The organism is Microbispora sp. H10836 (assembly GCF_012999525.1).
In the GTDB taxonomy this organism is placed as follows: Bacteria; Actinomycetota; Actinomycetes; order Streptosporangiales; family Streptosporangiaceae; genus Microbispora.
This window is the reverse complement of the sequence record NZ_JABBWU010000012.1, coordinates 129,003-155,534: the sequence shown is the minus strand read 5'-3', so window position 1 is coordinate 155,534 and position 26,532 is coordinate 129,003. Positions and strand designations below refer to the sequence as shown.

General features: G+C 72.7%; 23 protein-coding genes and 1 pseudogene. 14 read left to right on the top strand and 10 right to left on the bottom strand.

Annotated elements, in window-relative coordinates; genetic code table 11:
• Positions 1–68: 68 nt before the first annotated feature.
• From HHX30_RS22630 to HHX30_RS22610, 5 genes are all read right to left on the bottom strand, one after another.
• Positions 69–2,330 (bottom strand): ATP-binding domain-containing protein, encoded by a 2,262-nt coding sequence (locus tag HHX30_RS22630; RefSeq protein WP_169983980.1) that lies wholly within the window; start codon positions 2,328–2,330, stop codon positions 69–71.
• A 437-nt stretch (positions 2,331–2,767) separates the two neighbouring features.
• Complete coding sequence (locus tag HHX30_RS22625; protein WP_169983979.1) at positions 2,768–3,943, bottom strand: zinc-dependent alcohol dehydrogenase; 1,176 nt, start codon at positions 3,941–3,943, stop codon at positions 2,768–2,770.
• The gene (locus HHX30_RS22620) at positions 3,940–4,416 is read right to left on the bottom strand and encodes a hypothetical protein (RefSeq protein ID WP_211592369.1); all 477 of its coding nucleotides are present in this window, start codon (positions 4,414–4,416) and stop codon (positions 3,940–3,942) included. Before HHX30_RS22620 ends, HHX30_RS22625 begins: the two co-directional genes overlap by 4 nt.
• A 110-nt stretch (positions 4,417–4,526) precedes the next feature.
• Positions 4,527–4,910: an STAS domain-containing protein gene (locus tag HHX30_RS22615; protein ID WP_169983978.1), complete on the bottom strand. Its 384-nt coding sequence runs from the start codon at positions 4,908–4,910 to the stop codon at positions 4,527–4,529.
• Positions 4,910–6,490 (bottom strand): PP2C family protein-serine/threonine phosphatase, encoded by a 1,581-nt coding sequence (locus tag HHX30_RS22610; RefSeq protein WP_169983977.1) that lies wholly within the window; start codon positions 6,488–6,490, stop codon positions 4,910–4,912. The genes HHX30_RS22615 and HHX30_RS22610 overlap by 1 nt, the downstream gene beginning before the upstream one ends.
• Before the next feature lie 282 nt (positions 6,491–6,772).
• Between HHX30_RS22610 and HHX30_RS22605 the strand changes: the two genes are divergently transcribed.
• From HHX30_RS22605 to HHX30_RS22595, 3 genes are all read left to right on the top strand, one after another.
• Positions 6,773–7,591, top strand: coding sequence for a glycerophosphodiester phosphodiesterase family protein (locus HHX30_RS22605; protein WP_169983976.1), 819 nt, complete (start codon positions 6,773–6,775; stop codon positions 7,589–7,591).
• A 105-nt stretch (positions 7,592–7,696) separates the two neighbouring features.
• Positions 7,697–8,926 carry an MFS transporter gene (locus HHX30_RS22600; protein ID WP_249350319.1) on the top strand — a complete coding sequence of 410 codons (1,230 nt, stop codon included), beginning with the start codon at positions 7,697–7,699 and terminating at the stop codon, positions 8,924–8,926.
• A 40-nt stretch (positions 8,927–8,966) separates the two neighbouring features.
• Positions 8,967–9,530 carry an SRPBCC family protein gene (locus tag HHX30_RS22595; protein ID WP_169983974.1) on the top strand — a complete coding sequence of 188 codons (564 nt, stop codon included), beginning with the start codon at positions 8,967–8,969 and terminating at the stop codon, positions 9,528–9,530.
• 48 nt (positions 9,531–9,578) lie between these two features.
• Here HHX30_RS22595 and HHX30_RS22590 read toward each other — a convergent pair whose 3' ends face one another.
• Both HHX30_RS22590 and HHX30_RS22585 read right to left on the bottom strand, forming a co-directional pair.
• Positions 9,579–10,238, bottom strand: coding sequence for a class I SAM-dependent methyltransferase (locus HHX30_RS22590; RefSeq protein ID WP_169983973.1), 660 nt, complete (start codon positions 10,236–10,238; stop codon positions 9,579–9,581).
• Between the two features lie 168 nt (positions 10,239–10,406).
• Positions 10,407–11,063 carry a PadR family transcriptional regulator gene (locus HHX30_RS22585; RefSeq protein ID WP_311922719.1) on the bottom strand — a complete coding sequence of 219 codons (657 nt, stop codon included), beginning with the start codon at positions 11,061–11,063 and terminating at the stop codon, positions 10,407–10,409.
• Positions 11,064–11,191: 128 nt separating this feature from the next.
• On the opposite strand from HHX30_RS22585, the gene HHX30_RS22580 reads away from it, so the two are divergent.
• Both HHX30_RS22580 and HHX30_RS22575 read left to right on the top strand, forming a co-directional pair.
• The gene (locus HHX30_RS22580) at positions 11,192–11,770 is read left to right on the top strand and encodes an RNA polymerase sigma factor (RefSeq protein ID WP_249350318.1); all 579 of its coding nucleotides are present in this window, start codon (positions 11,192–11,194) and stop codon (positions 11,768–11,770) included.
• A gap of 2 nt (positions 11,771–11,772) precedes the next feature.
• Positions 11,773–12,834, top strand: coding sequence for an LCP family protein (locus HHX30_RS22575; RefSeq protein WP_169983970.1), 1,062 nt, complete (start codon positions 11,773–11,775; stop codon positions 12,832–12,834).
• A gap of 39 nt (positions 12,835–12,873) precedes the next feature.
• Here HHX30_RS22575 and thrS read toward each other — a convergent pair.
• Positions 12,874–14,112: pseudogene (gene thrS, locus HHX30_RS22570) on the bottom strand (threonine--tRNA ligase); the annotation flags it as partial.
• A 259-nt stretch (positions 14,113–14,371) separates the two neighbouring features.
• Here thrS and HHX30_RS22565 point away from each other — a divergent pair.
• The 4 genes from HHX30_RS22565 to HHX30_RS22550 all read left to right on the top strand — a co-directional run bounded on the left by HHX30_RS22565 (position 14,372) and on the right by HHX30_RS22550 (position 17,414).
• A complete protein-coding gene (locus tag HHX30_RS22565) occupies positions 14,372–15,094 on the top strand; it encodes a CPBP family intramembrane glutamic endopeptidase (protein WP_169983968.1) in 723 nt (240 codons plus the stop codon).
• A gap of 30 nt (positions 15,095–15,124) precedes the next feature.
• Positions 15,125–15,463, top strand: coding sequence for a PadR family transcriptional regulator (locus tag HHX30_RS22560; RefSeq protein WP_169983967.1), 339 nt, complete (start codon positions 15,125–15,127; stop codon positions 15,461–15,463).
• Positions 15,460–16,170, top strand: a complete 711-nt coding sequence (locus HHX30_RS22555) for a hypothetical protein (protein ID WP_169983966.1) — start codon at positions 15,460–15,462, stop codon at positions 16,168–16,170. Before HHX30_RS22560 ends, HHX30_RS22555 begins: the two co-directional genes overlap by 4 nt.
• A 77-nt stretch (positions 16,171–16,247) precedes the next feature.
• Complete coding sequence (locus tag HHX30_RS22550; RefSeq protein ID WP_169983965.1) at positions 16,248–17,414, top strand: methyltransferase; 1,167 nt, start codon at positions 16,248–16,250, stop codon at positions 17,412–17,414.
• Here the strand turns inward: HHX30_RS22550 and HHX30_RS22545 are convergent, their stop codons facing one another.
• Positions 17,415–18,281: a DUF72 domain-containing protein gene (locus tag HHX30_RS22545; protein WP_169983964.1), complete on the bottom strand. Its 867-nt coding sequence runs from the start codon at positions 18,279–18,281 to the stop codon at positions 17,415–17,417.
• A gap of 297 nt (positions 18,282–18,578) precedes the next feature.
• Between HHX30_RS22545 and HHX30_RS22540 the strand changes: the two genes are divergently transcribed.
• From HHX30_RS22540 to HHX30_RS22530, 3 genes are all read left to right on the top strand, one after another.
• Positions 18,579–19,211, top strand: a complete 633-nt coding sequence (locus HHX30_RS22540) for a bifunctional 4-hydroxy-2-oxoglutarate aldolase/2-dehydro-3-deoxy-phosphogluconate aldolase (protein ID WP_169983963.1) — start codon at positions 18,579–18,581, stop codon at positions 19,209–19,211.
• Positions 19,208–20,152: a sugar kinase gene (locus HHX30_RS22535; protein ID WP_169983962.1), complete on the top strand. Its 945-nt coding sequence runs from the start codon at positions 19,208–19,210 to the stop codon at positions 20,150–20,152. Before HHX30_RS22540 ends, HHX30_RS22535 begins: the two co-directional genes overlap by 4 nt.
• A 79-nt stretch (positions 20,153–20,231) precedes the next feature.
• Positions 20,232–20,711 (top strand): hypothetical protein, encoded by a 480-nt coding sequence (locus HHX30_RS22530; RefSeq protein ID WP_211592367.1) that lies wholly within the window; start codon positions 20,232–20,234, stop codon positions 20,709–20,711.
• A 45-nt stretch (positions 20,712–20,756) separates the two neighbouring features.
• Here HHX30_RS22530 and HHX30_RS22525 read toward each other — a convergent pair whose 3' ends face one another.
• Positions 20,757–24,977: a BTAD domain-containing putative transcriptional regulator gene (locus HHX30_RS22525; RefSeq protein WP_169983960.1), complete on the bottom strand. Its 4,221-nt coding sequence runs from the start codon at positions 24,975–24,977 to the stop codon at positions 20,757–20,759.
• Positions 24,978–25,377: 400 nt separating this feature from the next.
• Between HHX30_RS22525 and HHX30_RS22520 the strand changes: the two genes are divergently transcribed.
• Both HHX30_RS22520 and HHX30_RS22515 read left to right on the top strand, forming a co-directional pair.
• Complete coding sequence (locus HHX30_RS22520) at positions 25,378–25,926, top strand: dihydrofolate reductase family protein (protein ID WP_169983959.1); 549 nt, start codon at positions 25,378–25,380, stop codon at positions 25,924–25,926.
• 38 nt (positions 25,927–25,964) lie between these two features.
• Positions 25,965–26,504: an NUDIX hydrolase gene (locus HHX30_RS22515; protein WP_311922716.1), complete on the top strand. Its 540-nt coding sequence runs from the start codon at positions 25,965–25,967 to the stop codon at positions 26,502–26,504.
• The last annotated feature ends 28 nt before the right edge of the window (positions 26,505–26,532 follow it).

The window sequence follows — 26,532 nt, the reverse complement described above, 5'->3', positions numbered from 1 at the left end:
TCCCGCTTCGCCCGGCGGGGCACCCACTCCCGCCGGAGTCGTGCCGGAGGCACGCCAAGGGCACTAGATCAGATGGCCAGGCGGTGGAGCATGGCGGGCAGGCGGTCCTCGTAGAGGACGGTGAGCCGCCGGGTCGCCCGGGTGATGGCGACGTACAGGTCCTGGCCGCCATTGGGCGACTGGCTCAGGATGCCCTCGGGGTCCACGACCACCACGGCGTCGAATTCCAGGCCCTTCGAGCCGCGTACGGTGAGGACGGCGACCGGGCTGTCCAGAGGGTCGACGGCCTCGGGGAACTGCGCGGCGACCTCCGCGTGCCGGGCGTCCGGCGTGACGACGCCGACCCGTCCCTCTTCGATCTCGCGCAGCTCCGACTCCACGAGCAGCCGCAGGTCGGTCCCGGCGGCGGGCACGGCGCGGGGGCGGGCGCCGCCGAACCGGACCGACTCGGGCGGCTCCTCCCCGGGCGCCACGGCGCGCAGCACGTCGGCGGCGACCTCCATGATCTCGGCCGGCGTCCGGTAGTTGACCAGCAGGCGCTCCTCCCGCCAGCGTCCCTTCACATAGGGGTCGAGCATCTCGCCCCAGGAGCGCGCGCCCGCGGCCGAGCCGGTCTGGGCGATGTCGCCGACCACCGTGAGGGAGCGTGCCGGGACCCGCCGCATCACCGTCCGCCACGCCATCGCCGACAGCTCCTGGGCCTCGTCCACGATCACGTGCCCGTACGCCCAGGTGCGGTCGCGGGCGGCCCGGTCCGCGGTCGTCACGTACGCCTCGTCGGCGCGGTTGCGGCCGGCCAGCAGGGTCGCGTCGAGCACGGGGTCGACGTCGGTGATCGTCAGCACTTCCCGGGCGTACAGCTCCTCCTCGCGCCGCTCCTCCTCCGCGCGGCGCCGCCTGGCCCCGGCCCCGTAGTCGTACTCGCCGAGCAGTTCGGCGGCCTCGTCCAGCAGGGGGACGTCGCCGACCGTCCACGGCGCCTCGCGGGGCCGCAGCAGGAGCGCGCGCTCCTCCTCCGTCAGGTGCGGCCCGGCCGCCGCGCGCAGCCGTTCCTGGTCCGACAGGAGTTCGCGGACGAGCCGTTCCGGGGTGATCTCCGGCCACAGGGCGTCGAGCGCGTCGCGGACCGGCCGGTGCTCCCACAGGGTCGTGGCGGCGTACTTCAGGTCGCCGTCCTCCAGCGGCCGGTCGAGCCGTGCCGCCTCGTCCCGGGCCAGGGCCCGCAGCACCTGGTCCACGAACGTCCACCGGGCGATGTTGTGCTGACGCCGCAGGCCGCGTGCGCGGTCCCGGGCCCGCAGGCAGGTGGCGTGGTCCACCCGCAGCGGCATCTCCTCGACCACCACCTCCACGCCGCCGCGCACCGAGGTGCGGACGGGGATCTTCACCTCCAGGTCGCCCTCCGGCACGCGCTGGCGGTCGCGGACCGCCTCCTCGACCACCCGGGCCATGCGCGGGTCGCCCTTGACGACGGCGACCGCCGGCTCGTCCTCGGCGCCGGCCCGCACCCCGGGATGGAGCCCGCCCATGCTCGTCAGCACCACCTGCGTCTCGCCCAGCGCGGGCAGCACCTGGCTGATGTAGCGGGAGAACGTCGCGTTGGGACCGACGACGAGCACGCCTCGCCGCTCCAGCGTGTCGCGGTGCGTGTAGAGCAGGTACGCCGCCCGGTGCAGGGCGGCGACGGTCTTGCCCGTGCCCGGCCCGCCCTGCACGACGAGCGCCCCCGCCAGGCCGGAGCGGATGACCCGGTCCTGCTCGCGTTGGATGGTGGCGACGACCTCGCCCATGCGTCCGGTGCGCCCGCGGCGCAGCGCCGCGAGCAGCGCGGCCTCGCCGACGAGCGTACGGCGGTCTCCGTCGGCCATCCGGTCGAGGTCGAAGACCTCGTCGTCGATGCCCACGACCTCGCGGTGCCGCGTGTGCAGGTGACGGCGGCGTACGAGGGAGCCCGGGTCGCCGGGGGTGGCGACGTAGAAGGGGCGGGCGGCGGGGGCGCGCCAGTCGACGAGCACGGAGGTGTGGTCGTCGTCACGCAGCCCGATGCGGCCGATGTAGAGGGTCTCGCCGTCGGCGTCGTCGATGCGCCCGAAGCACAGGCCGCGTTCCACGGCCGACAGTTGCGCGAGGCGGCGGCCGTGCTCGGCCGCCGTCACCTCCCGCTCCACGACGGCCTGGCGGGTGCCCGTGCCACCGCGGGCCAGGACCTCCCGCATGCCGTGCTCGGCCCGCTCACGTGCGATGTCGAGGCGGTCGTACAGCATGGAGACGTAGGACTGTTCGATCCGCAGGGCGTCGGCGCGAGCGGAGTCGGATTGACGGTCACCCATTCCTGTGATAAACTCCTATCGAGAGGGTCTGTGTATCAGATAACTGGGAATCTCTCACTATAGGGCATCGCATGCATGCCTCGCGATCTCCACTCCGCTTCGGGGTGGATTTTTTGTTTTCCGAGTCTTTTGTGACGGATGTGAGTGATGACGCATCCGTTCTGGGTAGCCGACGTGCGGCGCGGCCGACTGGGAAGATTGCCTCGTTCCATCCGGATTCGTGCCGTGCCATGGTCAACCGCCGCGTGCCGCGGGACGTCTTTGGAAACAAGGAGGCCCGGATGGACGTCCTCGACAGCCTCGTGGAGGACGAGCTCCGCCTGGAGCTCGTCCTGATCGAGGCACTGCACCATGAGGCGGAACGGCTGGCCGCCCCAGCCGTACGCTGAGATCACCCGCCCGCCGCCCCACCTCGGGGCGGCGGGCGCCCCCTCACGTCACGCCCAGGGGCGGAAGACGGCGCGGACGCAACCGTCCTTCTTGTGCTTGAACATGTCGTAGCCCTTCGGCCCCTCGTCGAGCGTCATCGTGTGCGTCGCGAGGTAGGAGGTCTTCAGGTCGCCCTTCGCGATCCGGTCGAGGAGCTTCGGGATGTACCGCTGGCCGTGCTGCTGCGCGCCGCGCAGCGTGAGGCCCTTGTTCATCAGCGCGCCGAGTGGAAACTTGTCCACGAATCCGGCGAAGACCCCCAGCACGAACACCGAGCCGCCCTTGCGGCAGGCGTGGATCGCCTCGCGTACCGCGATCGGGCGGTCCTGCTCCAGGCGGAGCTGCTGCTTGATCCCGTCGTACACGCGCTGGATCCCGGTGCTGTCGGCCTCCATGCCGACGGCCTCGACGCACACGTCCGGGCCCCGGCCGCCGGTGCGCTCGCGCAGCTCGGCGGTGACGTCGGTGCTCGTGTAGTCGATCACCTCGCAGCCGACGTGGCGGGCGGTCATGGCGAGGCGTTCCGGGTAGCGGTCGATCGCGATGACCCGCTCGGCGCCGAGCAGCATGGCGGCCCGGGCGGCCATCTGGCCGACGGCGCCGCACCCCCACACCGCGACCACGTCTCCCGGCTTCACACCGCCGAGCTCGGCGCCCATCCAGCCGGTCGGGGCCGCGTCGGAGGCGAACAGGGCGTCGAGGTCCGCGATGCCCTCGGGGACGGTGAACGCGTTGTAGTCGACGAAGGGAACGCGGATGTACTCGGCGTGGCTGCCCCGGAAGCCGCCCATGGCGTGGGAGTAGCCGAAGATGCCGGCGGTCGTGCCACCCCACATCAGGTCCGTGACGCCCGGCTTGGGGTTGCTGTTCTCACACAGCGACCACTCGTCGTGCCGGCAGGCCCAGCAGCGGCCGCATCCGATGATGGAGCAGACCACGACGCGGTCACCCACGCGGTGCCGGTTCACCTCGGGGCCGACGTCGACGATCTCGCCGATGAACTCGTGCCCGATGACGTCCCCGGCCCGCATCGCGGGGATGTATCCGCCGAGCAGGTGAAGGTCGGAACCGCAGGTGGTGCTCGCCGTCACCTTCACGATCGCGTCCTGGGCGTTGAGGATCGCGGGGTCGGGCACCTGCTCGACCGACAGCTCGTTCACGCCCTGCCAGCACAGCGCCTTCACAGTCGTCCCCCCTCCGCCGCGCGTCCCAGCGCCATGTCGAGCACCTTGCCCGGCATCGTCGGCCTGGTCGTGCCGAGCTCCTCGTCCGACCGCAGCACGTCGCCGGTCTCCAGCAGGGACTTCGTCTCGCGCAACGCCGTACGGACCACCGTACGGGGATCGTCACCCCGCAGCCGGGCGAGGACGCCCTCGGCGCCCGCGCGGTGCTCCCTCGGCCGGGCGTAGATCTCCGTGCCCCGGTCGCCCGGCGCCCGGTTCATCCGCACCTCGGCGTCCACCCGGGCCAGCGGATCCGGCAGGTGCCCACCCGGGGCGACCTCGTCCGGCGGCCGGTTGATCGTGACGCCGAGCCAGCGGCTCGACTCCAGGGGGTCCTTCGCCGCGGCCTGCACACGCCTACGCGAGGCCGCCCATCGCGCCGCTCCCAGGCCCGCGGCGGCAAGGGCCGCCGCTCCGGCAACGAGACGTTTCATGACTTCGCCCCCTCCACGGCCGACTTCTCGGGTGCTACCCCCGGCTCCGGGGCTCTACCCGCCAGTGGCGGTGCCTGAGGGGAGTCGGTCGCGGATGGCGGGCCTGCGGACTACTCCGGCTCGCGGGACGGCGCGGCGGCGAGGGCGTCCGCCACAGTGGGGAAGACCGGGACGTGGAAGGCCAGCCCGGTGATCCACAGGGCGCGGGCCGCGCCCTGCTCGACCGCGACGAGGGCCATCCAGCCGCCCTCGTCCAGCGCGCGCTTCCAGCAGTTGACCAGCAGGCCCGTCGCCCTGGAGTCGAGGAAGGCCAGTTCGAGCAGGTTCACCACGAGGTACGGCCCGAAATGAGCGAAGGCCTTGTCGAGGAATTCCGTGGCCACCTCGTGGGTGGTGAAGTCGAGGGTCCCCCGCACCGTCAGCAGTCCGATGCTTCCGCTGCTCTCGGCGGCGAACGTGGTCTCGGCTGTCGAGATGTTGTGCAGATCAGACATCAGGACACTTCCGTGGAGTTCGGCAAAATGCGCGCGACCAGAATGCAGGTGTCGTCGCCGGTGTTACTCGGGGCCAGAGCCTCCATCACCGCCGCCACGCGATCCTGCGGTGGCACCTTCGGCACTGTCTCGGCGATCGCGGCGCTGAGGATGTCCAGGCCCTCGAACAGGTCCCGGCCCGGCCGCTCGATAAGACCGTCGGTGAACATGAGGAGTAGATCGTCCGGTTCCAGCCGGATCTCGGCGCAGCTGTAGCTCACGTCCTCGAAGACGCCGAGCAGCACGCCCGGGTGGAGCAGCCGCTGGACCCTGCTCCCGCGGACCAGCAGCATCGGCGGGTGACCCGCGTGGGTCCACCGCAGCGTGCGGTCCTTGGTCCGGTAGCGGGCCACCACCGACGTCGCCAGCACGTCCGGCCGCATCCGCCGCAGCAGCCGGTTCAGCGCCACGAGGATCTGCGCCGGGTCGTGGTCGGCGAAGGCCAGCCCGGTGATCGCGTGCCGCAGCTTGGCCATCGCTGAGGCGGCGGCCAGGCCGTGCCCGGCGACGTCGCCCACGGCCAGCAGCGCCTCCTCGTGATCGAGGTGGATGGCCTGGTACCAGTCGCCGCCCAGCGGAGCGGTCTCGGCGGGAAAGTAGCGCACGCCGATCTGCAGCCCGGGCACCGTGTCCTGCACGGGCAGGATGATGCTCTGCAGTCGCGCGGTGAGCTGCGACTCCTCCTCCAGCCGCTGGGTGACCTCGGCGAGCTCGTCGGCGGTCCTGCGCCAGTCGGTCACGTCCTGCACGACGCCGTGGATCTCGACGGGCCGGCCGTTCGCGTCCCGGCTGACCTCGGCCGTTGCCCTGATGTGCCGGTATTCGCCGCCGACGCGGATGCGGACCTCGAACTCGTGCGGCCCGCCGCTGCTGGTCAGCGTCGTGAGCGCGTGCTCGACGATCGGCACGTCGTCCGGGTGGGCGATCTCGCGGTAGTGCTCCAGCGCGAACGGCCCCTCGGCCGGGTCGCGCCCGTGGATGGTGTAGAGCTGGTCCGACCACTCGGCCTCGCCGGTGACAAGGCTCCAGTGCCCCCATCCGAGGTGGCCCAGGCGCTCGGTGTGGAGCAGCCTGGCCGACAGGCGCTCCTCCCTGTCGTGGCGCACCCAGGAGGCCAAGAGGCCGCCGTGCAGCGGGGCGAGGCGGACGCCGTAGGTGGACAGGTGCGAGACGCCTTCCCCGGTCTCCCGGTGGATGTAGGGGTCGACGTTCTCGGGTTCCCCCGTCTCCATGACACGAAGGTAGGCATCCCACAGCGGGGAACCGCCGACGCCCGGATACGCCTCGATCGTCCGCAGACCGACGAGCTCCTTGCCGGCCCGATCGCGGATGTCCCTCGCGTCGGGACTGGCCGCGAGCACCTCGAAATCGGCGATCGCGCCGGCCTTGTCGCGGATGGGCGCCAGCCAGACACCCTGAATGGAGATCGCGTCAAGCATGGCCTGCACCAGCCCGGCCATCGCTTCGACAGACGACTCGTCCAGGTCGACAGACGGGCCGCTCACTGGAGTAAGCCGCAGGATGCGATCACCTCCGCTCATCGATCCGCCGGCCACCTTTCGCAAGGCATCCGCAAGAGCGGACTGTATGGAGGATCGCTCTTGCCTTCCCGATGAGGTTACCTGCCGCAGCCGGGGATAAGTGCTGGACGCCCTTTGGTATCCCGGCGTCGTTCCGTCACGTCCCGCCCTTCGCCCTGAGCACAGGGCCCTTATGTGCTCGTGGAAATTTGGGGAACTTTTTACTTTTTGTGGCTTTGTGTCAGCCGCCCGTCCTCCTGGCGTCCGCGCACAATGCCTGCTGGCCGACAGACGGGGGGAACGATGACCGGGGCATGTGCGGGTGTCGCGCTGACCCTCGCGGCCGCGGTGCTCGCCGCTCCCGCGCCCCCCACGGACCTGCCGCCGTGCCCGCTGGTCTTCGGTCACGGCGGCTACCCGAAGAGCGCCGGGGCCAAGGCGAAGGACGCGATCCGTCAGCCCAACGTGCTGCGGGCGGTCGACGACCAGTGGTCGTGGGGCGCCGACGGTGTGGAGGCCGACGTCCAGCTCACGAGGCGGGGCGCGAAGGCGGTCATGTGGCACAACAGGACGACCAACGGGCTGACCGGCCCCCGGCAGGAGATCCGCGAGACCTGGTGGGCCGACGGGCCGGGCGACCTGCGGGACCGCCGCGTCGCCCGCGGCCCTTACGCGGGCGAGCCCGTGCCGACGCTGCGGGAGTGGCTCGACCACGTCCGCGCCCGGGGACTGGTCGCGCTGCTCGAGATCAAGAAGTCCGCGGCGCCCGTCCTGGCCGACCCCGCGTACGGACCCTCCGCGTGGCGGGAGATCGTCGATCCCGTCGTCGAACGGCAGCACGCCCAGCCGATCCTCGTCTACTCACGGGACCAGTGGATCAAGGCGGAGCTCGCCGACCGGCTGCCCGGGCATCTGCGAGGTTCGGCGGCGAAGTGGACCGACGGCGTCGCGTGGGACGAACCACCACCCCCCTGGCAGCTCAACGCGCCCCGATGGCAGGCCGTGTTCGACGAGGCCCCCACCAGCGTGATGACCAGTCACACCCCCGACTACCGCGCCTGGCTCGACGGCAGATGCCGCCGCTATTCCGCCTCCTCCGCCGTCGACGCGCGTGCGGCGTAAATGAGGTGACGGGCGCGAGCGGGGACGGCACGATGGAGTGTCCCCCTCTTCGTGTTCCACGTCATCCGGAGTTCTCTCATGCCTGGCTTCCGCCATGATCTCGGCATGCTCAGGGATCGGCGGTTCGCCCTGCTGCTGGCGGCCCGGACGATCTCCGTACTCGGCACCGCCTTCGCGCCGGTGGCCCTCGCCTTCGGCGTGCTCGGCCTCCCGGGCGCGGACGGCAGGACGCTGTCTGCCGTGCTCACCGCCGAGGCGTTGCCGATGGTGCTCTTCATGCTGGTCGGCGGGGTGATCGCCGACCGGCTGCCGCGCCACCGGGTCATGACGGCGGGAGAGTCGATCAACGCGCTGGCGTACTTCTGCCTGGCCGCAATGATGCTGACGGGATGGACGCCGCTGCCCGCGCTGGTCATCGCGAGCGCGGTGAGCGGCATCGCGACCGCGATCCTGTTCCCCGCCCTGACCGGCATCATCCCCGACGTCGTGCCCGCCGACCGGCTGCAGACCGCCAACGCCCTGCTGGGACTGGGACAGAACATCTCCCGGGTCGCCGGCCTGGTGCTGAGCGGCGCCGCCGTGGTGCTGCTGGGCGGAGGGTGGGCGCTGGCCGTCAGCGGGGCGATGTTCGCCACGGCCGGCGCGCTGATCACGCTGCTGCGCCTCACCCCCGCCGAACGGAGCTCGGCCGGCGGGCACTCGGTGCTGGCCGACCTGCGGTCCGGCTGGCGCGAGTTCGTCTCCCGGCAGTGGCTGTGGGTGGTGGTCGCCCAGTTCTCGATCCTGGTCATGGCATTGCAGGCCGCCCACGGCGTGCTCGGGCCGCTGGTCGCCAAGGAGTCGCTCGGCGGGGCGCCCGCCTGGTCGGCGGTCCTGGCGGGCGAGGCCGTCGGCATGATCGTCGGGGTGGTCGTCACGCTGCGGCTGCGGCCGCGGCGGCCCATCCTGATCGGAACGCTCGTCACCCTGCCCACGGCTCTGCCGTACCTGCTGCTGGGCATGAGCGCGCCGCTGTGGACGGTCATCGGCGGCGCGTTCGTGATGGGGGTGTGCTTCGACATCTTCGGCGTGCTGTGGCAGACCACCATGCAACGCGAGATCCCGGCCGAGTCGCTGTCGCGGGTGAGCTCCTACGACGCGCTCGGATCCCTGATGTTCGGGCCGCTCGGCCTGCTGCTGGCCGGGCCGGCGGCCATCGCGGTCGGGCCGCGGCCGGCGCTGGTCGCCTGCGGGATGATCATCGTGCTGGTCACGCTGGCCGCGCTGCTGGCCCCCGGCGTACGCGGGCTGCGGGTCGCCGACGAGGAGCCCGCGGCCGTCGCGGCCGTCTCCTGAAACCGCGCATTCTGCGATAAGGGCGGGTCTGTTCACCGGCATGCCGGTGGTCCATGGTGAGGGGGACGGGACGCCGCACACGGAGGTCAGCATGGAGGACTACGGCATCACCGGCGCGCGGGTGGACCTCGAGGTCGTCGTCGACATGCCGCAGGGGCGGTTGTGGGACCTCGTCACCGCCGTCCACCGGGTGAGCGAGTGGAGCCCCGAGTGCGAGCACACCGCCCTGCTCGACGGCGGCGAGGGACCGATCACCGTGGGGACCCGCTTCGAGGGGCGCAACCGCCGCGAGGGCCGGGTCTGGACGGTGAACTGCGTCGTGACCGAGGTCGAGCACCAGCGCTCGTTCGCCTGGCTGGTGCTCGACCGTGCCGCCGACCCGGAGCGCCCCTCGTCGTCCTGGCGCTACGACCTCGAGCCCGGCGACCTTCCCGGCCAGACCCTGGTACGGCACAGCTTCGTGCACGGCCCGGGGCACAGCGGCCTGCGCGAGATGATCCACAGCCACCCGGAGATCGCGCCGATCATCCTCGACGTACGCCTCGAGGAGCTGCGCAAGCACATGACCGAGACGCTCGACGCGATGACCGCCGCGTCCGTCTGACCGGACGCCCGGGGCGGAGTGGGGAACCCCACCCCGGGATCTTCGGACCTACTTCGTCAGCCGGACCTCGGCGGTGATCCCCTCCGTGCGGATCTCGCAGGTGCCGAACGCGCTCTCGGCGGCGAAGCGGGCGAACAGGTCGCGGGAGTAGGCGCGGCGGCGCAGCATCAGCAGCGGCACCTTGGTCAGGACGGAGTTCAGCGGCGTCAGCCCCATCCCCCTGACCTCCTCGTCGATGTCGGCCCGGGACGCCTCCCTGGTCATGTCGTGCACCACCGCGGTGCCACCGGGACGCAGCACCCGGTGCATCTCGTCCAGCGCGCGGACGGGCCGCCCGAAGTTCTTGAACGCGGCCTGGCAGACGACCAGGTCGAACGAGCCGCCGGGGAAGGGGAGATCGGCGGCGTCGCCCCGCCGCACGTCGACGCGCACCCCCGCCCGCCGGGCGTTGTCCGCGGCGATCTCCACGAACGTGCGGCTCAGGTCGAGCGCGGTCACGGCGAAGCCGAGCCGTGCCATCTCGACGGCCAGGTAACCGGGCCCGGGAGCCACCTCCAGGACGGCCGCCCCGGCCGGCAGCCCGGCGGTGACCCGCGCGGCGTACCGCCGTACGACGGCGATCTGGGGCGCCGAGGCACGCTGCCGCGCGTACCACCGGGCCATCGCGCCCTCCATGCCGGGCGCCCGGGTCTTCGTGATCTTTTCCATGGTTCTCCTCCGGTTCCGGATCATGCGTGTCCGAACCGGCCCGCGGAGGGAGCCCGGATATCCTTGCGGTTGCCACCTTCCGGCCGGATTCCGCCCGCGGTTTCGGTTCGGGGGTCACGGGCCCCGGCCAGGTGTTCCCGCACCTCGCCGGGGTCCGTTCCTGCGAGTTCAGTCCGTCGTACGGCCCCTTTCCGCGAGTTCGGCCACCTCCGGCGGCATCCGCCCGGACTCGTGCCAGGCCCGCCACAGGTCCAGGCCGGGGAACGACCCCGTGGTCAGCTCCTCCAGGAAGGAGCGGACCCAGGACGCCTCGGCCTCACGAACGGCGAGTTCGTACTCCGCCTCCACGAGGAACAGCCGCGGCACCTCCCGGCGTGCGGTGTCGAGCATCCGCCGCTGGGCGGTGATGTCCTCGTCCAGCAGGGCCAGCCGCCGGCGCAGCAGGCCGGCCAGCTCGTCCGGCGGCAGCACGGCGCCCACCGACAGACCGGCCTGGAAACGTGACTGCTCCCGCTCCGGCGTCGCGATCAGGTCGCGCGCCCAGTCGGCCAGTTCCGCCCGTCCGGCGTCGGTGATGCGGTAGATCGTGCGCTCGGGGTGCGCCCCCTGCCGCACGGTCTCCTCCACGGCCAGGAACCCGTGTTTCTCCAGGTTGCGCACGACCGTGTAGAGCGAGCCCCACTTGACGCCCATGTCGCGGTCCTTGCCGCGGGCGCGGATCAGCGTGGCCATCTCGTACGGGTGCATCGGCCGCTCGACGACGGTGGCGAGCACGGCCAGGCCCAGCAGGTTGTTCACCTTCCGCCGTCCGGCCAAGTGCCTCACCTCATTCTGATACTCGTTCGCGAGTATACGTCGGCGAGTAGCGCCCGTGAACTCCCAGCGGCACGAGTGGCGAGACATGGCTGTCAGATTCCCGAAGTTAGGTCCGGCTCGATGCCATGGTGTCGTTGATGATCCCCCTTGCCACCCCACGCCAGGACTCGGACCTGATCGCCGAGTCCAGGGCGCGGCCCGAGGCGTTCGCGGCGCTGTTCGACCGCTACGCGGCGATGCTCTACCGCTACGTGTCCCGCCGACTCGGTCCGGAGGTCGCCGAGGACATGGTGGGTGAGACGTTCCTCGTCGCGTTCCGGCGCCGGGACCGCTACGACCTCACCCGCCCGGACGCCCGTCCCTGGCTGTTCGGCATCGTCAGCAAGCTCGTCTCCCGGCACCACCGCGACGAGGCCGCGCGCTATCGCGCGCTCACCCGCAGTCCTCTCGACGACGTCGCGGAGTCCCCCGCCGAACGGGTCGAGGACGGCGTGCGCGCGACGGCCGTCCGCCCGCTGCTCGCCTCCGCGCTCGCGCGCCTGCCGAAGGGCGACCGCGACGTCCTGCTGCTCATCGCGTGGGCGGACCTGTCGTACGACGAGGTGGCGCAGGCACTCGGCATCCCCGTGGGCACGGTGCGCTCACGCCTGAACCGGGCCCGTCGCAAGGTGCGCGAGGCGCTCGGCCACACCAATCCGCTGCGGGACGAGGAGTGACCATGGACGACCTCACGACGCTCCGCGACTTCGGCCGGGGTCTCGAGCACGAGCCTCCCGCCGGTCTCGTACGCCAGCGAAGCCGCCTGCTCGACGAGGCGGCGGACGGGCGCAGGCGGCGCCCGGCGAGGTGGCCGGCGAGGTGGCCGGGCGGCCGCCGGGCGGGCTGGATCGCCCTGGCGGCGGTCGCGGCGGTCACCGCCGCGCTGATCGTGGTGCCGACCGTGCTGCTGCGCGGGAGCACCGGCGCGCACCTCCTGACGCCGGCCACGGGAGACCGCCCGTTCAAGCAGGGCGAGGCGTTGACGGTGCTGCTCCTCGGCACCGACCAGCCGCCCTTGCACGGCGGCAACCCCGCGGAGCACAGCGATCTCATCATCCTGCTGCGGCTGTCCGCCGACCGGAAGCGGGCGACGGCCGTCAGCCTGCCCCGCGACTCCCTGGTCCGGATCCCGCAGTGCCGGTCCGCCGACGGCCGGACCGTCGCCGCGCACGTCGACATGATCAATCAGGCGTACGCGATCGGTGGCCTGGCCTGTGCGTGGAAGACGGTGGAGACCACGACGGGCGTGCGCGTCGACCACGCCGTCGCCATCCGCTACGACGGCCTGGCGAAGCTGGTCGACGCGCTCGGCGGCGTCGAGGTCACCCTCCCCCGCGCGGTGGACGACCCCAAGTCGAAGCTCAAGCTGCCCGCGGGCCGCTCCCTCGTCGACGGCCGGACCGCGGTGGCGTACGCGCGCCTGCGGTACGTGGGCGACGGCTCCGACATCGCCCGCATCAAGCGGAACATGACCCTGATGCAGGCGATGCTGAAGAAGGCCTCTCGTCTCGGCGAGCCCGCCGCCCTGGTCTCCTTCGTCCGCGTGGCCGCCACGTCGGTCACCACCGACGCGGGGCTGGACCTGGACGCCATGCTCACGCTGGCCGTGGACCTGCAGCGGGCCGGCACCCGGGTCACGGCCCTGACCGTGCCGTGGCGGCCCGCCGAGCGGGATCCGAACCGGATCGAGTGGAAGCAGCCCGAGGCCTCCCGTCTGTTCGCACAACTCGCCGACGAGTGAACCGTGGCGCCGGGGGCCGTCAGCGTCGTCAGCGCGCGGTCAGGCCCGCTGGACGGCCGGTTCCCACAGGTCGGCGGCGCGGGCCTCGGCGAGAGCGCCGATGCGGGCCAGCGCCTCGGCGGCGGGCATCGCCTCCAGTGCGCGCCCGTCGCGCAGGCGCAGCGCGACCTGGTCGCTCCCGGCCTCCTTCGCGCCGATCACCGCCTGGTACGGCGCCAGCCGGGCGGCCCGGACGCGGGCGCCCAGGCTGCCCTGCTCGGGACCGGAGACCTCCGCCCGCAGGCCCAGCTCGGCGCAGCGCCGTACGAGCGCCTCGGCCGGGGGCGCCTCGGCCTCGGTCACCGGCAGGACCACGAGCTGGGTGGGGGCGAGCCAGGCGGGGAAGGCGCCGCCGTACACCTCGATAAGGTGCGCGACCGCCCGCTCCACGCTGCCGATGATGCTGCGGTGGACCATGACGGGCCGGTGCCTGCCGCCGTCCGGGCCGACGTAGCGCAGGTCGAACCGCTCGGGCTGGTGGAAGTCGACCTGCACGGTGGACAGGGTCGCCTCGCGCCCGGCGCCGTCGGCGATCTGCACGTCGATCTTCGGGCCGTAGAAAGCGGCCTCGCCCTCCACGGCCTCGTACGCCAGCCCGGAGCGGTCGAGGACGCCGGTCAGCATGCCGGTCGCCCGCCGCCACATCTCGGGGGCGGCGACGTACTTCCCGCCGGCCCTCGGCAGCGAGAGCCGGTAGCGGACCGGGCGGATGCCGAGCACCTCGTACGCCTGCCGGATCAGCTCCAGGGCCCCGGCCGCCTCGTCGGCGACCTGGTCGAGGGTGCAGAAGATGTGCGCGTCGTTGAGCTGGATCGCCCGCACCCGGGTGAGCCCGCCGAGCACGCCCGACAGCTCGGAGCGGTACATGCCGCCCAGCTCGGCGACGCGCAGCGGCAGCTCGCGGTAGCTGTGCGAACGGGAGCGGTAGATCAACGCGTGGTGGGGGCACAGGCTCGGCCGCAGCACGACCTGCTCGCCCCCGAGCTCCATCGGCGGGAACATGTCGTCGCTGTAGTGGGACCAGTGCCCCGAGATCTCGTACAGCTCCCGTTTGCCCAGCACGGGGGAGTACACGTGCCGGTAGCCCGCCCGCCGTTCGGCGTCGCGGATGTACTCCTCCAGGGTGTGACGGATGACGGCGCCGTCGGGCAGCCAGTAGGGCAGCCCGGCGCCGATCAGCGGGTCGGTGTCGAACAGGCCGAGCTCGCGGCCCAGCTTGCGGTGGTCGTGCATCGCGGTCTCCTCGCGTTCGTCCGCGGCGAGGCGAGTGACCGGACGACGACGAAGCCCCGGGGCACTCGCCCCGGGGCTTCGGTGAAGGTACGTGTCAGCGCGCCGGGACGGTCTCCGGCGTCGTCGTCAGGGCGCGCATCATGCCGCGAACGCTAGCACAGCCGATGATCGTCCCTGAAATGGTTACCCCTCTACCTAGATTGCAATCCTAACTAGCTCGCTCTATCGTCTAGCTCGTAATCTGACGTAAGAAGGGCGGCAATCCATGAGCTTCTCGGCTCCGAGCCTTCTCCTCGCGGCCCCGCTGACGGCCTATCTGGCCTTCGTCTCCCCGTGGCTGGGCAGGCGGCAGTACGACCGGCTGGCGCGCCGCCGCGACCACGCCCCCCGGGCGCTGGTGCACGCGTACCGGCTGTGGATCGCCGAGGAGTGGGTCTGGGTCGCCGTGGCGGCGCTGATCCTGGTGCTGTCGCCGGGGGTCCGCCCCGCGGATCTGGGCTTCGCGACGCCGACCAACCTCAGCCAGATCGCCCCGGCGGTCGCCGGCATGACCGGCGCCATCGTGATCGGCACTGTGCTGCTGCACCGCCTGGCCCGCTCCGGCCGCGCCGTACCGGGCCAGGCGGCCGTGGCGGAGTTGATGCCCCGCACTTCCGCCGAGCGGTGGCACGGCCTGGGCATGGCGGTCACCGCGGGCGTCTGCGAGGAGATCGTCTACCGTGGCCTGCTCATCGCGCTCGGCGTCGGCGCCCTGGGCCTGAGCACCACCGCGGCCGCCGCCCTGGCCCTGGCGGTCTTCGTGGCGGGCCACTGGTACCAGGGCTGGAAGGGCATGGCCGTGGTGGCTCTCCTCGGCTTCTGGCTCACCATCGTGTATCTGGCCACCGGCAGCCTGTTGCCGCCGATCGTGATGCACGTCCTGATCGACGTCCGGGGGCTCGTGTGCCTGCCGGCACCTCCCCGGGGGACGGTCGGTCAAGCGGTCTAGGTAGTACTCCTACCGTGCGAGGATGACGTCATGGCGACCGACCGCCGCGCGAGTTGGCTCAAGGGCGTCCTCGACCTGCTGGTGCTGGCCACCCTGACGGAGGGCGAGAACTACGGCTACGAGATCGCCAAGATGCTGGCCGGCTCCGGGCTCGGCCAGATCCGGGGCGGCACGCTCTATCCCGTGCTCAACCGCCTGGAGGAGGCGGGCCTGGTGTCGGCCGAGTTCCGGGTGACCGAGCGCGGGCCGGGCCGGCGCTACTACCGGCTGACCGAACAGGGCAGGCAGACGCTGGCCGAGCAGGGCCGCCTGTGGCTGGCGTTCGACGAGTCCGTACGCACAGTGCTGGCCTCGGGAGGACTGAAGTGAGCACCTACCTCGACGAGCTGAAGGCCCTGTTGCGCGAGGGCGGCGTGCCCGCGGAGCAGGTCGAGGCCACCGTCTCCGACCTCGCCGCGTACGTTGCGGAGACCGGCGCCGACCCGGAGGAGGAGTTCGGGCCGGTCGGCGACTTCGCGGGGCAGTTGCTGACGGCGCGCGCGCCCGAGGCCGACCCGGCGGACGCGACCGAATGGCGGTGGACCGCGGACATCTTCGCCGACCGGCAGACGCTGGCCCGGTTCGGCGACCAGGGCTGGGAGATCGACCGGATCGACCATCTCGGCAGGTTCGTCAGCCACCGCGATCCGGAACGGCCGCAGCGATGGGAGTACCGCAGGGAACTGGTGCCTCCGGGCAGGGGCCGCGCGCTGGCGGCGCGGCTGGCGCCCGAGGGCTGGGAGCCCTGCGGCACCTGGATGTACTACCGGTACTTCAAGCGGCCCAGGGCCGCCAGCGTGGGACCTGCCGCGCAGCTCGACTCGCCGCCCGCGGCGCCCCGGAGCAGCGTCTTCTTCAGCCGGCGCTTCTACCTGCTGATGGCCGTGGCCCTGCTCGCCCTGGTCGTGCCCGGGCTTGTGCTGGCGCCGTCCGACGGTGGCGGGGCGGGCTTCTTCGCCGGCATGGCCGTCGGCGCCTGCGTCGCGATCGCGGCCCTGGCGTCGATGTGGTTCTGGATGGCCCGCCGCCGTCCCTGAGCCGGGGCACTCGTGCCCCTCCCGCCGATCCTCGCCCGGGCGAACCTTGTCGGCCGCGGCACTAGCCTGAGGCTCTGATGGACCGTATGACGACGGCGCGGGGAGACTTCGACCTCGCCCGATTTCCCGAGGACCCCCGCGACCCGCTCCGCGCATGGGACGCGGCCGACGAATACCTGCTGCGGCACCTCGACGAACGCGAGGGCGGGCCGGTGGACCTGTCGGGGACCGTGGTCGTGCTGGGCGATCGGTGGGGCGCCCTCGTCACCGCGCTCGCCGCGCACCGCCCCGTCCACCGGCCGGTCCAGATCAGCGACTCCTTCCTCGGTCAGCAGGCCACCCGCGCCAACCTGGAGCGCAACGGCCTGGACGCGAGCGCCGTAAGGCTGCGCACGACCAGGGACGCGCCGCCGGAACGGATCGACGTGCTGCTGGTGCGGGTGCCTAAGAGCCTCGCCCTCCTGGAGGACCAGTTGCACCGCCTCGCCCCGCACGTGCACGAGGGCACCGTGGTCGTCGGCACGGGGATGGTCACCGAGATCCACACCTCGACGCTGAAGCTGTTCGAACGCGTCCTCGGGCCGACCCGGACCTCGCTGGCGGTGAAGAAGGCGCGGCTGATCTTCTGCTCGCCCGGCGCCGGGCTGCCCCGAGGTGTGAGCCCGTGGCCGCGGAGCTACGCGCTGCCCGCCGACGTCGGGGTCGTCTCCGGCCTGACCGTCGTCAACCACGCCGGCGTCTTCTCCGCCGAGCGCCTCGACGCCGGCACCCGGCTCCTGCTGCGCAACCTGCCCGCGCGTACGGGGAGCGAGCACGTGGTCGACCTCGGCTGCGGCAACGGGGTCGTCGGGCTCGCCGCCGCGCTGGCCGGCGACGAGACCGAGGTGACGTTCGTCGACGAGTCCCACCAGGCGCTGGCCTCGGCGGAGGCCACCTTCCGGGCGAACGCCCCGGCGGGCGCAACCGCCCGGTTCGTGGCGGCCGACGGCCTGTCGGGCTTCCCTCCGGGCACGGCCGACCTGGTCCTGAACAACCCGCCGTTCCACAGCCACCGGGGCAGGACCGACGCGACCGCCTGGCGGATGTTCAACGGCTCGCGCGCCGCGCTGCGCCGGGGCGGCGAGCTGTGGGTGGTCGGCAACCGCCACCTCGGCTACCACGTCAAGCTGCGCCGGCTCTTCGGCGGCTGCGAGGTCGTCGCGAGCGACCCGAAGTTCGTCGTGCTGCGGGCCGTCAAACGGTGATCAGAACAGGGTGAGCGGCTCGTCCGGCGCCGGTCCCTGCGAAACAGGCTCGGGCAGCGGCTCCACGCCGGGCACCTCGGCGCGCACGTCGTCGTGGAACCGGCGGGCGAGCGTCAGCGCGTCGGCGTTGTCGGGCGTGTGGACGAACACCGTCGGCGAGCGGCCCTCGCGCAGCCATCCGGCCACCGCGTCCACCCAGTGCCGCCAGCCCTCGGCCGTACGCTCCGGGTCGTCTCGGCCGATGTAGCGGACGATCGGGCGATCGGTGAGCGCCGCCGTACGCAGCGGCACGCGCGGCTTCTTCGTCCAGGCGTCCCGTTCGGCGTCGCTGGTCGGCGGGCTGCGGAACAGGACGGTCGTGTCGAACGGGATCCACTCGGCTTTCGCCCCGGTCAGCACGCGTTCCAGGAGCCGTACGGCCCGGGGGTCGTCGAAGAACGCGCGGTGACGCACCTCCACGGCGTACCGGTACGCACGGGGAAGGCGGCCGAGGAAGGCCGCCAGCGCGCCGGTGTCCGCCGGGCCGAACGAGCCCGGGAGTTGGATCCACAGCGCGTGGGCGCGCGGGCCCAGGGGCTCGATCGCGTCGAGAAAGGCGTGCAGGTCCTCGTCGGCCCCCGTGAGACGGCGCTCGTGGGTGATCGGCTTGGGCAGCTTGACCACGAAGCGGAAGCCGGGGTCGGTCTGCCGCGCCCACGATTCGACCGTGTCCCGCGAGGGCGTCGCGTAGAACGTGGTGTTGCCCTCGACCGCGTTGCACCAGGTCGCGTAGGCCCGCAGCCGCTCCCCGGGAGGAAGCGGATGCGGCAGCAGACGCCCCCGCCACGGCGCGTGCGTCCACATCGCGCATCCCACATGAAGCCGCATGGCCCAGACGCTATCCAAGACGGGCGACAGCTTCCGAGCGCAGGTCCTGCGGCCCCGCGTCCGCGGACGCCTCGCCCAGCCACACGTCGGACCGACGCAATCGACTGTCAGAGCGGCTCGGAGCACCACCCGCGGCCGCAGATGTGGTAGACGATGACACGGCCGCCCATGCCGGGCCGGCCGGCTTGATGCCGACCGACCCGAGGCTGGGCATCGTGAGGCCGACAAGCAGGGCCATGCGCCGGCGCTCTCCGAGCCGGCGCCACCCGGCCGCTTCCTACGCAGAATGGTGACCGCGTGCACCCACACGATCTGCTCGACCTACTCGGCGCCCGGCGGCTCCTGGCCATCGTCCGCGGCGACGACCCGGTGGCGGCGCTGCGCAGCATCGACGTCCTCGCCGAAGAGGGCGTGACCCTGATGGAGGTCTCGCTCAGCGGCGCCGGCGCGCTGCCGGTCATCCGGAAGGCGGCCTCCTCCCTGGGCGCGGACGTGCACCTCGGCGCCGGAACCGTGCTGACCGCACGGGACGCCGTCGCGGCCCGGGACGCGGGCGCCACGTTCGTCGTCACGCCCGGCCTCGGCGAAGGAGTGGACGAGGCGCTGCGCCTCGGACTGCCCGTGCTCGCCGGGGCGCTGACCCCCACCGAGGTCATCGCCGCGACCGCGCGGGGCGCCGCCGCCGTCAAGCTCTTCCCCGCCTCCGCGGGAGGGGCCTCCTATCTGCGCGCGCTGCGCGACCCGTTCCCCGCCGTGCCGTTCGTTCCGGTCGGCGGTGTCGGCCTCGACAGCGTGCACGACTATCTGGAGGCCGGCGCCGTCGCGGTCGGTCTCGGCTCGCCGCTGCTCGGCGACGCCCCGCGCGGCGGCGACCTGGACGGCCTGCGCCGCCGCGTGAGAAAGGCGCTCGGCCTGGTGGGCGCGCTATGAGGGCGGACGTCCTGACGATCGGCGAGGCGATGGTCACGGTCCGCTGCGCCGGATCGCTGCGCCTGGGCGGCGACGCGCGCGTGTCCGTGGCCGGCGCCGAGGCCAACGTCGCGATCGCCCTGTCCCGCCTCGGGCACACGGCCCGCTGGGCCGGCGCCCTCGGGAACGACGAGCCCGGCGAGCTCGTCCTGCGCACACTGCGAGCCGAGGGCGTCCTCACCGACCACGTCGTGCGGCGTACGGACGCCCCGACAGGCCTGCTGCTCCGGGACGTGGCCGCCGGGGGCCGGGCCCGCGTGCACTACTACCGCAGGGACTCGGCCGCCTCGGCGCTGTCCTGGACGGAGGTGCGGCCCGCCGTCGACGCGGGTCAGGCGGGCCTGCACCTCACCGGCATCACGCCGGCGCTGGGGCCCGCGCCGCTGGAGGCCGTCACCGCCGCCGCCCGCGAGGTGCGCCGGTCCGGCGCCTGGGTGAGCCTCGACGTCAACCACCGCTCCCTGCTCTGGACCCGGGAGGCGGCCGCGCGAGCGCTGCGCCCGCTGGTGCCGTACGTGACCGTGCTGATCGCGTCCGACGACGAGCTGGCCCTCGTGGCGGACGGCGAGGGCGACCGCGACCAAGTGGCGGCCCTGCTGGAGGCCGGAGTCGAGGAGGTCGTCGTCAAGCGCGGCGCCGCGGGCGCCGGCTACCACGACCGGCGCACCTCCTTCGACGTCCCCGCGCGCAGGGTGCCCGTCGTGGACGTCGTCGGCGCGGGCGACGCGTTCACCGCCGGATACCTGTCCGGGCGGCTCGACGGGCTCGACGCGTACGGCCGGCTCGAACGGGCGACCCTGCTCGGCGCCGCCTCCGTGGCCTGCGCCGGGGACTGGGAAGGGCTGCCCACCCGGGCGGAGCTGCCCGCCCTGGCCCTGCCGGAAGGGGAGCCGCTGCGCTGACACGCGGCGCGGCGGCCGCCGGAAGGAACCTCGGGCGGCCCCCGACCGTATGGAGAACGACATCGCGGAGGAGGTCGGTGTGGTGATCAGACGGGGCCTGTGGGCCTTGAGCGCACTCGTCGTGGCCGCCGGGTGCTCGGCGGGTGGTCAGGCGCCCGAGGCCCGGGACGCCGGGCGGCCGTCCGGCGCGTGCGCGTCCGCCGTCAGCCGGGACGCGCTGCCGACCTGGGCACGCGGGGGCTTCAGCGACGACGGATCGGGAATCCCGCACGTGTTCGGCGAGCGCGGCGACATACTCGCCGTGCTGTTCGAGTATCCGCCGAAGGCGTCCACCGATCCCGACGACGGCAACAAGATCCTGTGGGTCTCGCGGCTGCCGCAGCAGCCGATGCGGCCGCTGACGATCGAGGCGCGCCTCGACGGGACGACGACCTCGGTGACCCGTGAGCTCACGGGAGGCGCCGGGCCCTCGTCGGTCAGCCTGCCCACGGCCGGCTGCTGGCGCCTGACCTTGAGCTGGTCGGGACATACCGACACCATGGCGCTCACGTTCGTCTGACCGCGCGGTCCTCTCGGCACGTGGTCCCTCAGCACACGTGGTCCCTCAGCACGTCGGGCGGTAGTCCAGCGTGGGGAAGTGGGAGGTCCACTCCGCGCGGGTGAGGTCGCGGCCGATCTCCGCGCAGAGCCGGCCCACGAGCGCTTCGGGGCGGAGCCCCCAGCGGATGATCCTGCCGTCCTCGCCTCCGGAGATCAGGTCCCCGTCGGCGGTGAAGGCCAGTCCCCTGATCGGAGCCGTGTGACCGGTCAGCGTGGCCGAGGGCCGCATCGTCCCGAGGTCCCAGACGATGATCGTGCGGTCGTCCCCCGCGGACGCGAGCGAACGGCCGTCCCGGCTGAAGGCGAGGACCTGGATCGGAGCCGTGTGGCCGGTCAGCGTGCCGCGGCCCGCCCCGGTCCGCGTGTCCCAGAGCCTGACGGTGCGGTCGGCGCCCGCCGTGGCGATCGACGTGCCGTCCGGGCTGAAGGCGACGTCGAGCACCGAGCCCTGCCCGGCCCTGAGGGCGCGTACCTCCCGGTCCCGGGCCAGATCCCAGACGATGAGGTCGCCGGCGGGGCCGGTCGTGGCGAGCAGCGGCTCGCGGGGGCCGAACGCCAGCGCCGAGACGAGGTATCCGCCCGGGAACGGCGCCTCGACCGGCTTCGCCGGATCGCTGACGTCCCACCGGAACCGGCCGAGCGCGGTGGCGACGAGAAAGCGCCCGCGCGGATCGAAGGCGACGTCGGTGGACGCGCCGAGCCCCTGGTACGCGGCCGTGCCGAGCCTGCGTCCGCTGCCGGTGTCCCAGAGGGTGAGCGTGTGACTGCGGGTGACGGTCGCGAGCCGGCGCCCGTCCGGGCTGAAGGCGACGGCCCGCACATGGTCGGGGTGGTCGCCGATCGTGGCGACCGGGTTTCCCCGCACGTCCCACAGCCGGACGGTCCTGTCGCTGCTCGCCGACGCCACGAGCCGGCCGTCCGGGCTGATCTCGATGTCGTTCACGGCCTGGCTGTGTCCGCTGAACGGGGGAACGGCGCGCTCGCGGACCACGATGGTCCGGCCGAGCCCGCCCGAGGCGAGCATGGAGCCGTCGGCGCTCAGGGCGAGGGACAGCGTCTCCGTGCGGCTTCTGTCCTGGTAGGTCTCGACGGGCTGCCGTCGCGCCACGTCCCAGATCGTGATCAGGCCGTCCTCGTCGGCGACGGCGATCCGGCCGGCGACCGGAGCCGACATGTCCCAGGTGTACGGCGACCTCTTCGGCAGCCCCGGCAGTCGAGTGACATGGTCGCGCGCGATCCGCCAGAACCGCACACCGTAGTGCGACGATCCCGTGGCGAGGGTTCCGTTCGCGGGATCGAAGCCCAGCCTGTGGACGTTCACGGCGTCGAGCGCCGCGACCTTCGCCCCGGAGGAGACGTCCCACACGAGGGGGTTCTCGGTGCCACCCGTGGTCGACACCAGGAACGCCTGGTCGGGACTGAAGGCGAGCGCCACGACCTCCTCCCGGTGTCCCTTGAGCGTGCGCATGCTCCCGTCGCGCAGGTCCCACAGCTCGACCGCGCCCGTGCCGGCCCCGACCGCGATCCTCGTGCCGTCCGGGCTCAGCGCCATCGCGTCGGTGAGCCTGTCCCGTTGCCGCTGGAACACGGCCCGGCGGGAGGCCACGTCCCAGACGACGACCACGCCCCTGCTCGATCCGAGCGCGGCGTCCCTGACCACGGAGGCGAGCAGCCTGCCGTCGCGGCTGAACGCCGCCGCCCTGGCGTGGATCTCCCCCGGTCCTGTACGGGTCAGCGGACCGGGGAACGTGGCGACCCGCTCGCGGGCCCGCACGTCCCAGAGGCCGACGGCTCCGTCGGTGCCGGCCGAGGCCAGGCGCGACCCGTCCGGGCTGAACGCCAGCCCGAAGACCGCCGGCCCTTCCTGGTTGAGCTCGGTGCGGCGGCGCGCGGCGGCCGACACGCTCAGCAGGGCGCCCCGTGTCTCGGGCTCGGGGTCGAGCCGGAACGCCGCGATCGCCAGCAGGCCGGCGAGGTCGGGGTCGGTGCCGAGGAGCGATCGGGCCTGCAGGGACTGCTGCCGCGACAGGGCGACCAGTTGCTGGTGGGCGGCCTCGCCGCCCTGCCGTACGGCCACGCCGCCGCCGAGCAGGGCGAGCAGGAAGAGCACGGCCATCCCGGCCAGGAGGCGTTGCAGCAGCCGGGTGCGGCGCCGCGCCGCGGTGCGCTCGCTCTCCTCCAGCGCGCGGCTGGCCCGCAGGAAGGCGCTTTCGGTGTCGTTGAGCTCCTGCGGGTGGTCCTCCGCCCAGGTCCGGGCGACGAGAAGCTGGGCGCCCCGATACAGGGCCCCCTGGTCGCGGTCCAGCTCCCGCCACAACTGGGCGGCGTCGGTGAGCCGCCGGTGGACGAACAGGTTCTCGCGGTCGTCGGTGAGCCAGTGATGGAGCCGCGGCCAGGCCCTGATCAGCGCCTCGTGTGCCACGTCGACCGTCTCCTCCGCGAGGACGACGAGTCGCGCGGCGGCGAGCCGGTCGAGCACGCGTGCGGTGACGCCGGGGTCGGCCACGCCGACGAGCTCCGTCCGGGAGATGGGACGCCTGGTGTCCTCGGTGCCGTCTCCCAGCGCGGTCAGCCGGAGGAAGATCCGGCGCGCCGCCTGCCGTTCCGCCGGGGCGAACTCGCCGTAGACCCGTTCCGCGCTCTGCGCGATGGCGCCGCGTACGCCGCCGGCGGCCAGGTAGGCCGGCAGCGTGAGCCTCGGTCCTGTGGCGTTCCGCCAGGTCTCCAGCAGCGCGTGCGAGACCAGCGGCAGGCTGCCCGGCTCCTCGGCGGCGTCGGCCAGCACCGTGGCCAGCAGGTCGGGTGCCACGGTGAGCCCCGCCCGGGCGGCGGGCCGTACGACGATCTCCCGGAGGTCCGGCGACGACACCGGCCCGACGAGCATCTGGGCCTCGCCGCCGAGCGCCTCGACCAGGGCGGGGTGCTGGGTCAGGTGGGCGAGGAAGTCGGCGCGCACGCCGAGCACGAGGACGACGCGGCCCGCGTCGAGTGCGACGCCGAGGAGAGCCTCGACGAACCGGCGGCGCTCGTCGTCGTCGGCGCAGAGCGTGAAGGTCTCCTCGAACTGGTCGACCACCAGCAGCAGGCGGGTCTCCGGCACCCCGCGCAGTGCGACGGCCAGAGCGGCCGGATCCCGGGTCAGGTCGTCGCGCAGCGCCATCGGGTCGCCGCCGGTCGCCTTCGCCACCAGGTCGGCCAGCGCGTCCAGCGGGTGTTCGCCCGGCGTCATGAGCAACCCCCGCGAGGGCGCCCCCTGCCCGTCCCCGCTCGGCACGGACCCCAGCAGGCCGGCGCGCAGCAGCGACGACTTGCCGCTTCCCGACGCGCCGAACACACCGACCACGGGCAGCCGGTCGACCAGCTCGCGGAGCCGGTCGACCAGATGGGAACGGCCGAAGAACCACTCCGCGTCCTCCGGCTGGAACGCCATCAGGCCCCGGTACGGGCAGTCGCCCGTCTTCGGCCGCTCCGCGGCCGGGGCGAGTGCCGGGAGGAGGTCCTCGTCCCCGCGGAGCATCGCCTCGTGCAGACGCCGGAGCACGGGGCCGGGCTCGATGCCGAGCTGGGCGTTCAGGAGGTCTCGGGCCCGGCGGAAGACCTCCAGCGCCTCGGCCTGACGCCCGGACCGGTACAGCGCGAGCATGAGGTGCCCGTGCAGGCTCTCCCGGTAGGGATGCTCCTCGATGAGGTCGGCGAGTTCGGCGGCCACCTCGGCATGCCGCCCCAGAGCGAGCTCGGTCTCCGCCAGCCGCTCGTACGCCGTGAGTCGCGACTCCTCCAGCCGCCGGGCCTCGTCGGCGACGAGCGGGCAGTCGGCGAACTCCGCGAACGCCGGCCCCCGCCACAGGTTCAGCGCCGCGCGCAGCCGATCTCGGGCGGATTCGAGGTCGCCCTGCTCCAGGGCCGCGCTCGCCTGGGCGGCGAGGCCACGGAACCGTGTCGCGTCGAGCGCGTCGGTGACGATCGCGTATCCGCCGGGCCGTCCGGGCAGGACGTGCGCGCCGTACGCCCGCCGCAGCTGGTGGATGTAGAGGTGGACGTTGCGCCGCGCGGACGCCGGCGGCCGGTCGCCCCAGACGGCGGCGATCAACCAGTCGACGGACACCGGCTGGCCCGCTCTGGACAGCAGCGCGGCCAGGGTGAGCCGGAGTTTCGGCGCTCCGTCTACAGGGACCGGACGGCCATCGCGGGTAACGCTGAGCGGCCCCAGAACATGAAATTCCACTCAGATTCCGCCTCTGTCCGGACACCGGAGTGAAGAATCCAGGATCACCGCCTGCTCTGTCAACGAGCCGGTAAAGGCGGCGACCCCGCCCGGACCACACCGTCGCACGCGTTCCCCATCAGGACCTATACGGCCCGTATACCGGCCCGTCCGATGCTCGGCCCGAGCCGCTCGGGCCTCGCCCGGATCCGGCTCGTCGGCCCGCATCCCCCGCCCCGGGGGACGCGGGCGCATCGCCAGGCGGGGTATCGGCAGGGGCATATCCCTCCTGGCGCTCTTCTTCCGGCACCGCATCATGTGGCACCGCATCACAGGGTACCGAAAATAAAATTTGTCTTGACAGTTGAACTAGTCGGCTGCCAGTCTGGAGTCACGCAAGCGCGAGACAGAGGAGATCCAGATGCGCAAGATCGTCGCCAGCTTCTTCATGTCCCTCGACGGTGTCGTCGAGTCGCCCGACCAGTGGCACTTCCCCTACTTCAGCGAGGAGATGGGCGCGGCCGTGGGCGCACTGATGACGGAGTCCGACGCGATGATGATGGGCCGGGTCACGTACGAGGCCTGGGCGGCCTACTGGCCGGGCAAGACCGACGCGGACGACCCCTTCGCCGGCTTCATCAACAACATCCGGAAGTACGTCGTCTCGACGACCCTGGACACGGTCGAATGGCAGAACTCCACCCTCGTCAACGGCGACCTGGCAGAGGAGATCACCAAGCTCAAGCAGCAGCCGGGCGGGACCATCGGCATCAGCGGCAGCACGAACCTCGTCCGCTCGCTGATGCGGCACGGTCTGCTCGACGAGCTCCGGCTGCTGGTCCACCCGCTCGTGGTCGGCAAGGGCCAGCGGCTGTTCGAGGAGGGCCTGGAGATCCCGATGAAGCTCACCTCCTCGGAGACCTTCCCGACGGGCGTGCTGTCCCTCGCCTACCAGCCCACGGAGAAGTGACCGCCGCGGCCGTCCGGGCGTCGGTAGTATCCGGCCACGTGACCGAAGCGCAGCCCGTGATCCGGCAGGTTTCCTCTCGCGTCGTCTACCGCAACGCGTGGATGACCGTACGAGAGGACGCGATCGAGCGCCCGGACGGCTCCCCCGGCCTGTACGGGTACGTGGTCAGGCCCGATTTCGTCCTGATCGTGCCGGAAGAGGACGACGGCTTCCACATCGTGGAGGAGTACCGGTACCCGATCGGCCGCCGCTCGTGGAGTTTCCCCCAGGGCATGGCCGAGGCGGACACCCGTGAGGACGAGGCCCGGCGCGAACTGGTGGAGGAGACCGGGCTCCTGGCCGACCGGCTGCGCTATCTGGGGCGCATGGACAACGCCCACGGGATGACCGACCAGGGGCTGCACGTCTACTTGGCGACCGGCCTCACCAAGGGCGAGCCCCGCCGCGAGCACACCGAGCAGGACATGCGCCAGCGATGGGTGCACCGCACCGAGTTCGAGCAGATGATCCTCGACGGCGTCGTCAGCGACTCGTCGTCCGTCGCCGCCTACATGCTCTGGCGGCTGCGCCGCTCGTGAGGCCGTACGGCACGGCCGTGTCGTTTCT

What these genes read in the sequence shown, in the direction of transcription:
- HHX30_RS22535 (WP_169983962.1), top strand. Translation starts at nt 19,208, where the DNA reads ATGAGGGCGGACGTCCTGACGATCGGCGAGGCGATGGTCACGGTCCGC.
- HHX30_RS22520 (WP_169983959.1), top strand. Translation starts at nt 25,378, where the DNA reads ATGCGCAAGATCGTCGCCAGCTTCTTCATGTCCCTCGACGGTGTCGTC.
- HHX30_RS22580 (WP_249350318.1), top strand. Translation starts at nt 11,192, where the DNA reads ATGATCCCCCTTGCCACCCCACGCCAGGACTCGGACCTGATCGCCGAG.
- HHX30_RS22590 (WP_169983973.1), bottom strand. Translation starts at nt 10,238, where the DNA reads ATGGAAAAGATCACGAAGACCCGGGCGCCCGGCATGGAGGGCGCGATG.
- HHX30_RS22575 (WP_169983970.1), top strand. Translation starts at nt 11,773, where the DNA reads ATGGACGACCTCACGACGCTCCGCGACTTCGGCCGGGGTCTCGAGCAC.
- HHX30_RS22630 (WP_169983980.1), bottom strand. Translation starts at nt 2,330, where the DNA reads ATGGGTGACCGTCAATCCGACTCCGCTCGCGCCGACGCCCTGCGGATC.
- HHX30_RS22600 (WP_249350319.1), top strand. Translation starts at nt 7,697, where the DNA reads ATGCTCAGGGATCGGCGGTTCGCCCTGCTGCTGGCGGCCCGGACGATC.
- HHX30_RS22565 (WP_169983968.1), top strand. Translation starts at nt 14,372, where the DNA reads ATGAGCTTCTCGGCTCCGAGCCTTCTCCTCGCGGCCCCGCTGACGGCC.
- HHX30_RS22620 (WP_211592369.1), bottom strand. Translation starts at nt 4,416, where the DNA reads ATGAAACGTCTCGTTGCCGGAGCGGCGGCCCTTGCCGCCGCGGGCCTG.
- HHX30_RS22610 (WP_169983977.1), bottom strand. Translation starts at nt 6,490, where the DNA reads ATGAGCGGAGGTGATCGCATCCTGCGGCTTACTCCAGTGAGCGGCCCG.
- HHX30_RS22560 (WP_169983967.1), top strand. Translation starts at nt 15,125, where the DNA reads ATGGCGACCGACCGCCGCGCGAGTTGGCTCAAGGGCGTCCTCGACCTG.
- HHX30_RS22615 (WP_169983978.1), bottom strand. Translation starts at nt 4,910, where the DNA reads ATGTCTGATCTGCACAACATCTCGACAGCCGAGACCACGTTCGCCGCC.
- HHX30_RS22605 (WP_169983976.1), top strand. Translation starts at nt 6,773, where the DNA reads ATGACCGGGGCATGTGCGGGTGTCGCGCTGACCCTCGCGGCCGCGGTG.
- HHX30_RS22595 (WP_169983974.1), top strand. Translation starts at nt 8,967, where the DNA reads ATGCCGGTGGTCCATGGTGAGGGGGACGGGACGCCGCACACGGAGGTC.
- HHX30_RS22545 (WP_169983964.1), bottom strand. Translation starts at nt 18,281, where the DNA reads ATGCGGCTTCATGTGGGATGCGCGATGTGGACGCACGCGCCGTGGCGG.
- HHX30_RS22550 (WP_169983965.1), top strand. Translation starts at nt 16,248, where the DNA reads ATGGACCGTATGACGACGGCGCGGGGAGACTTCGACCTCGCCCGATTT.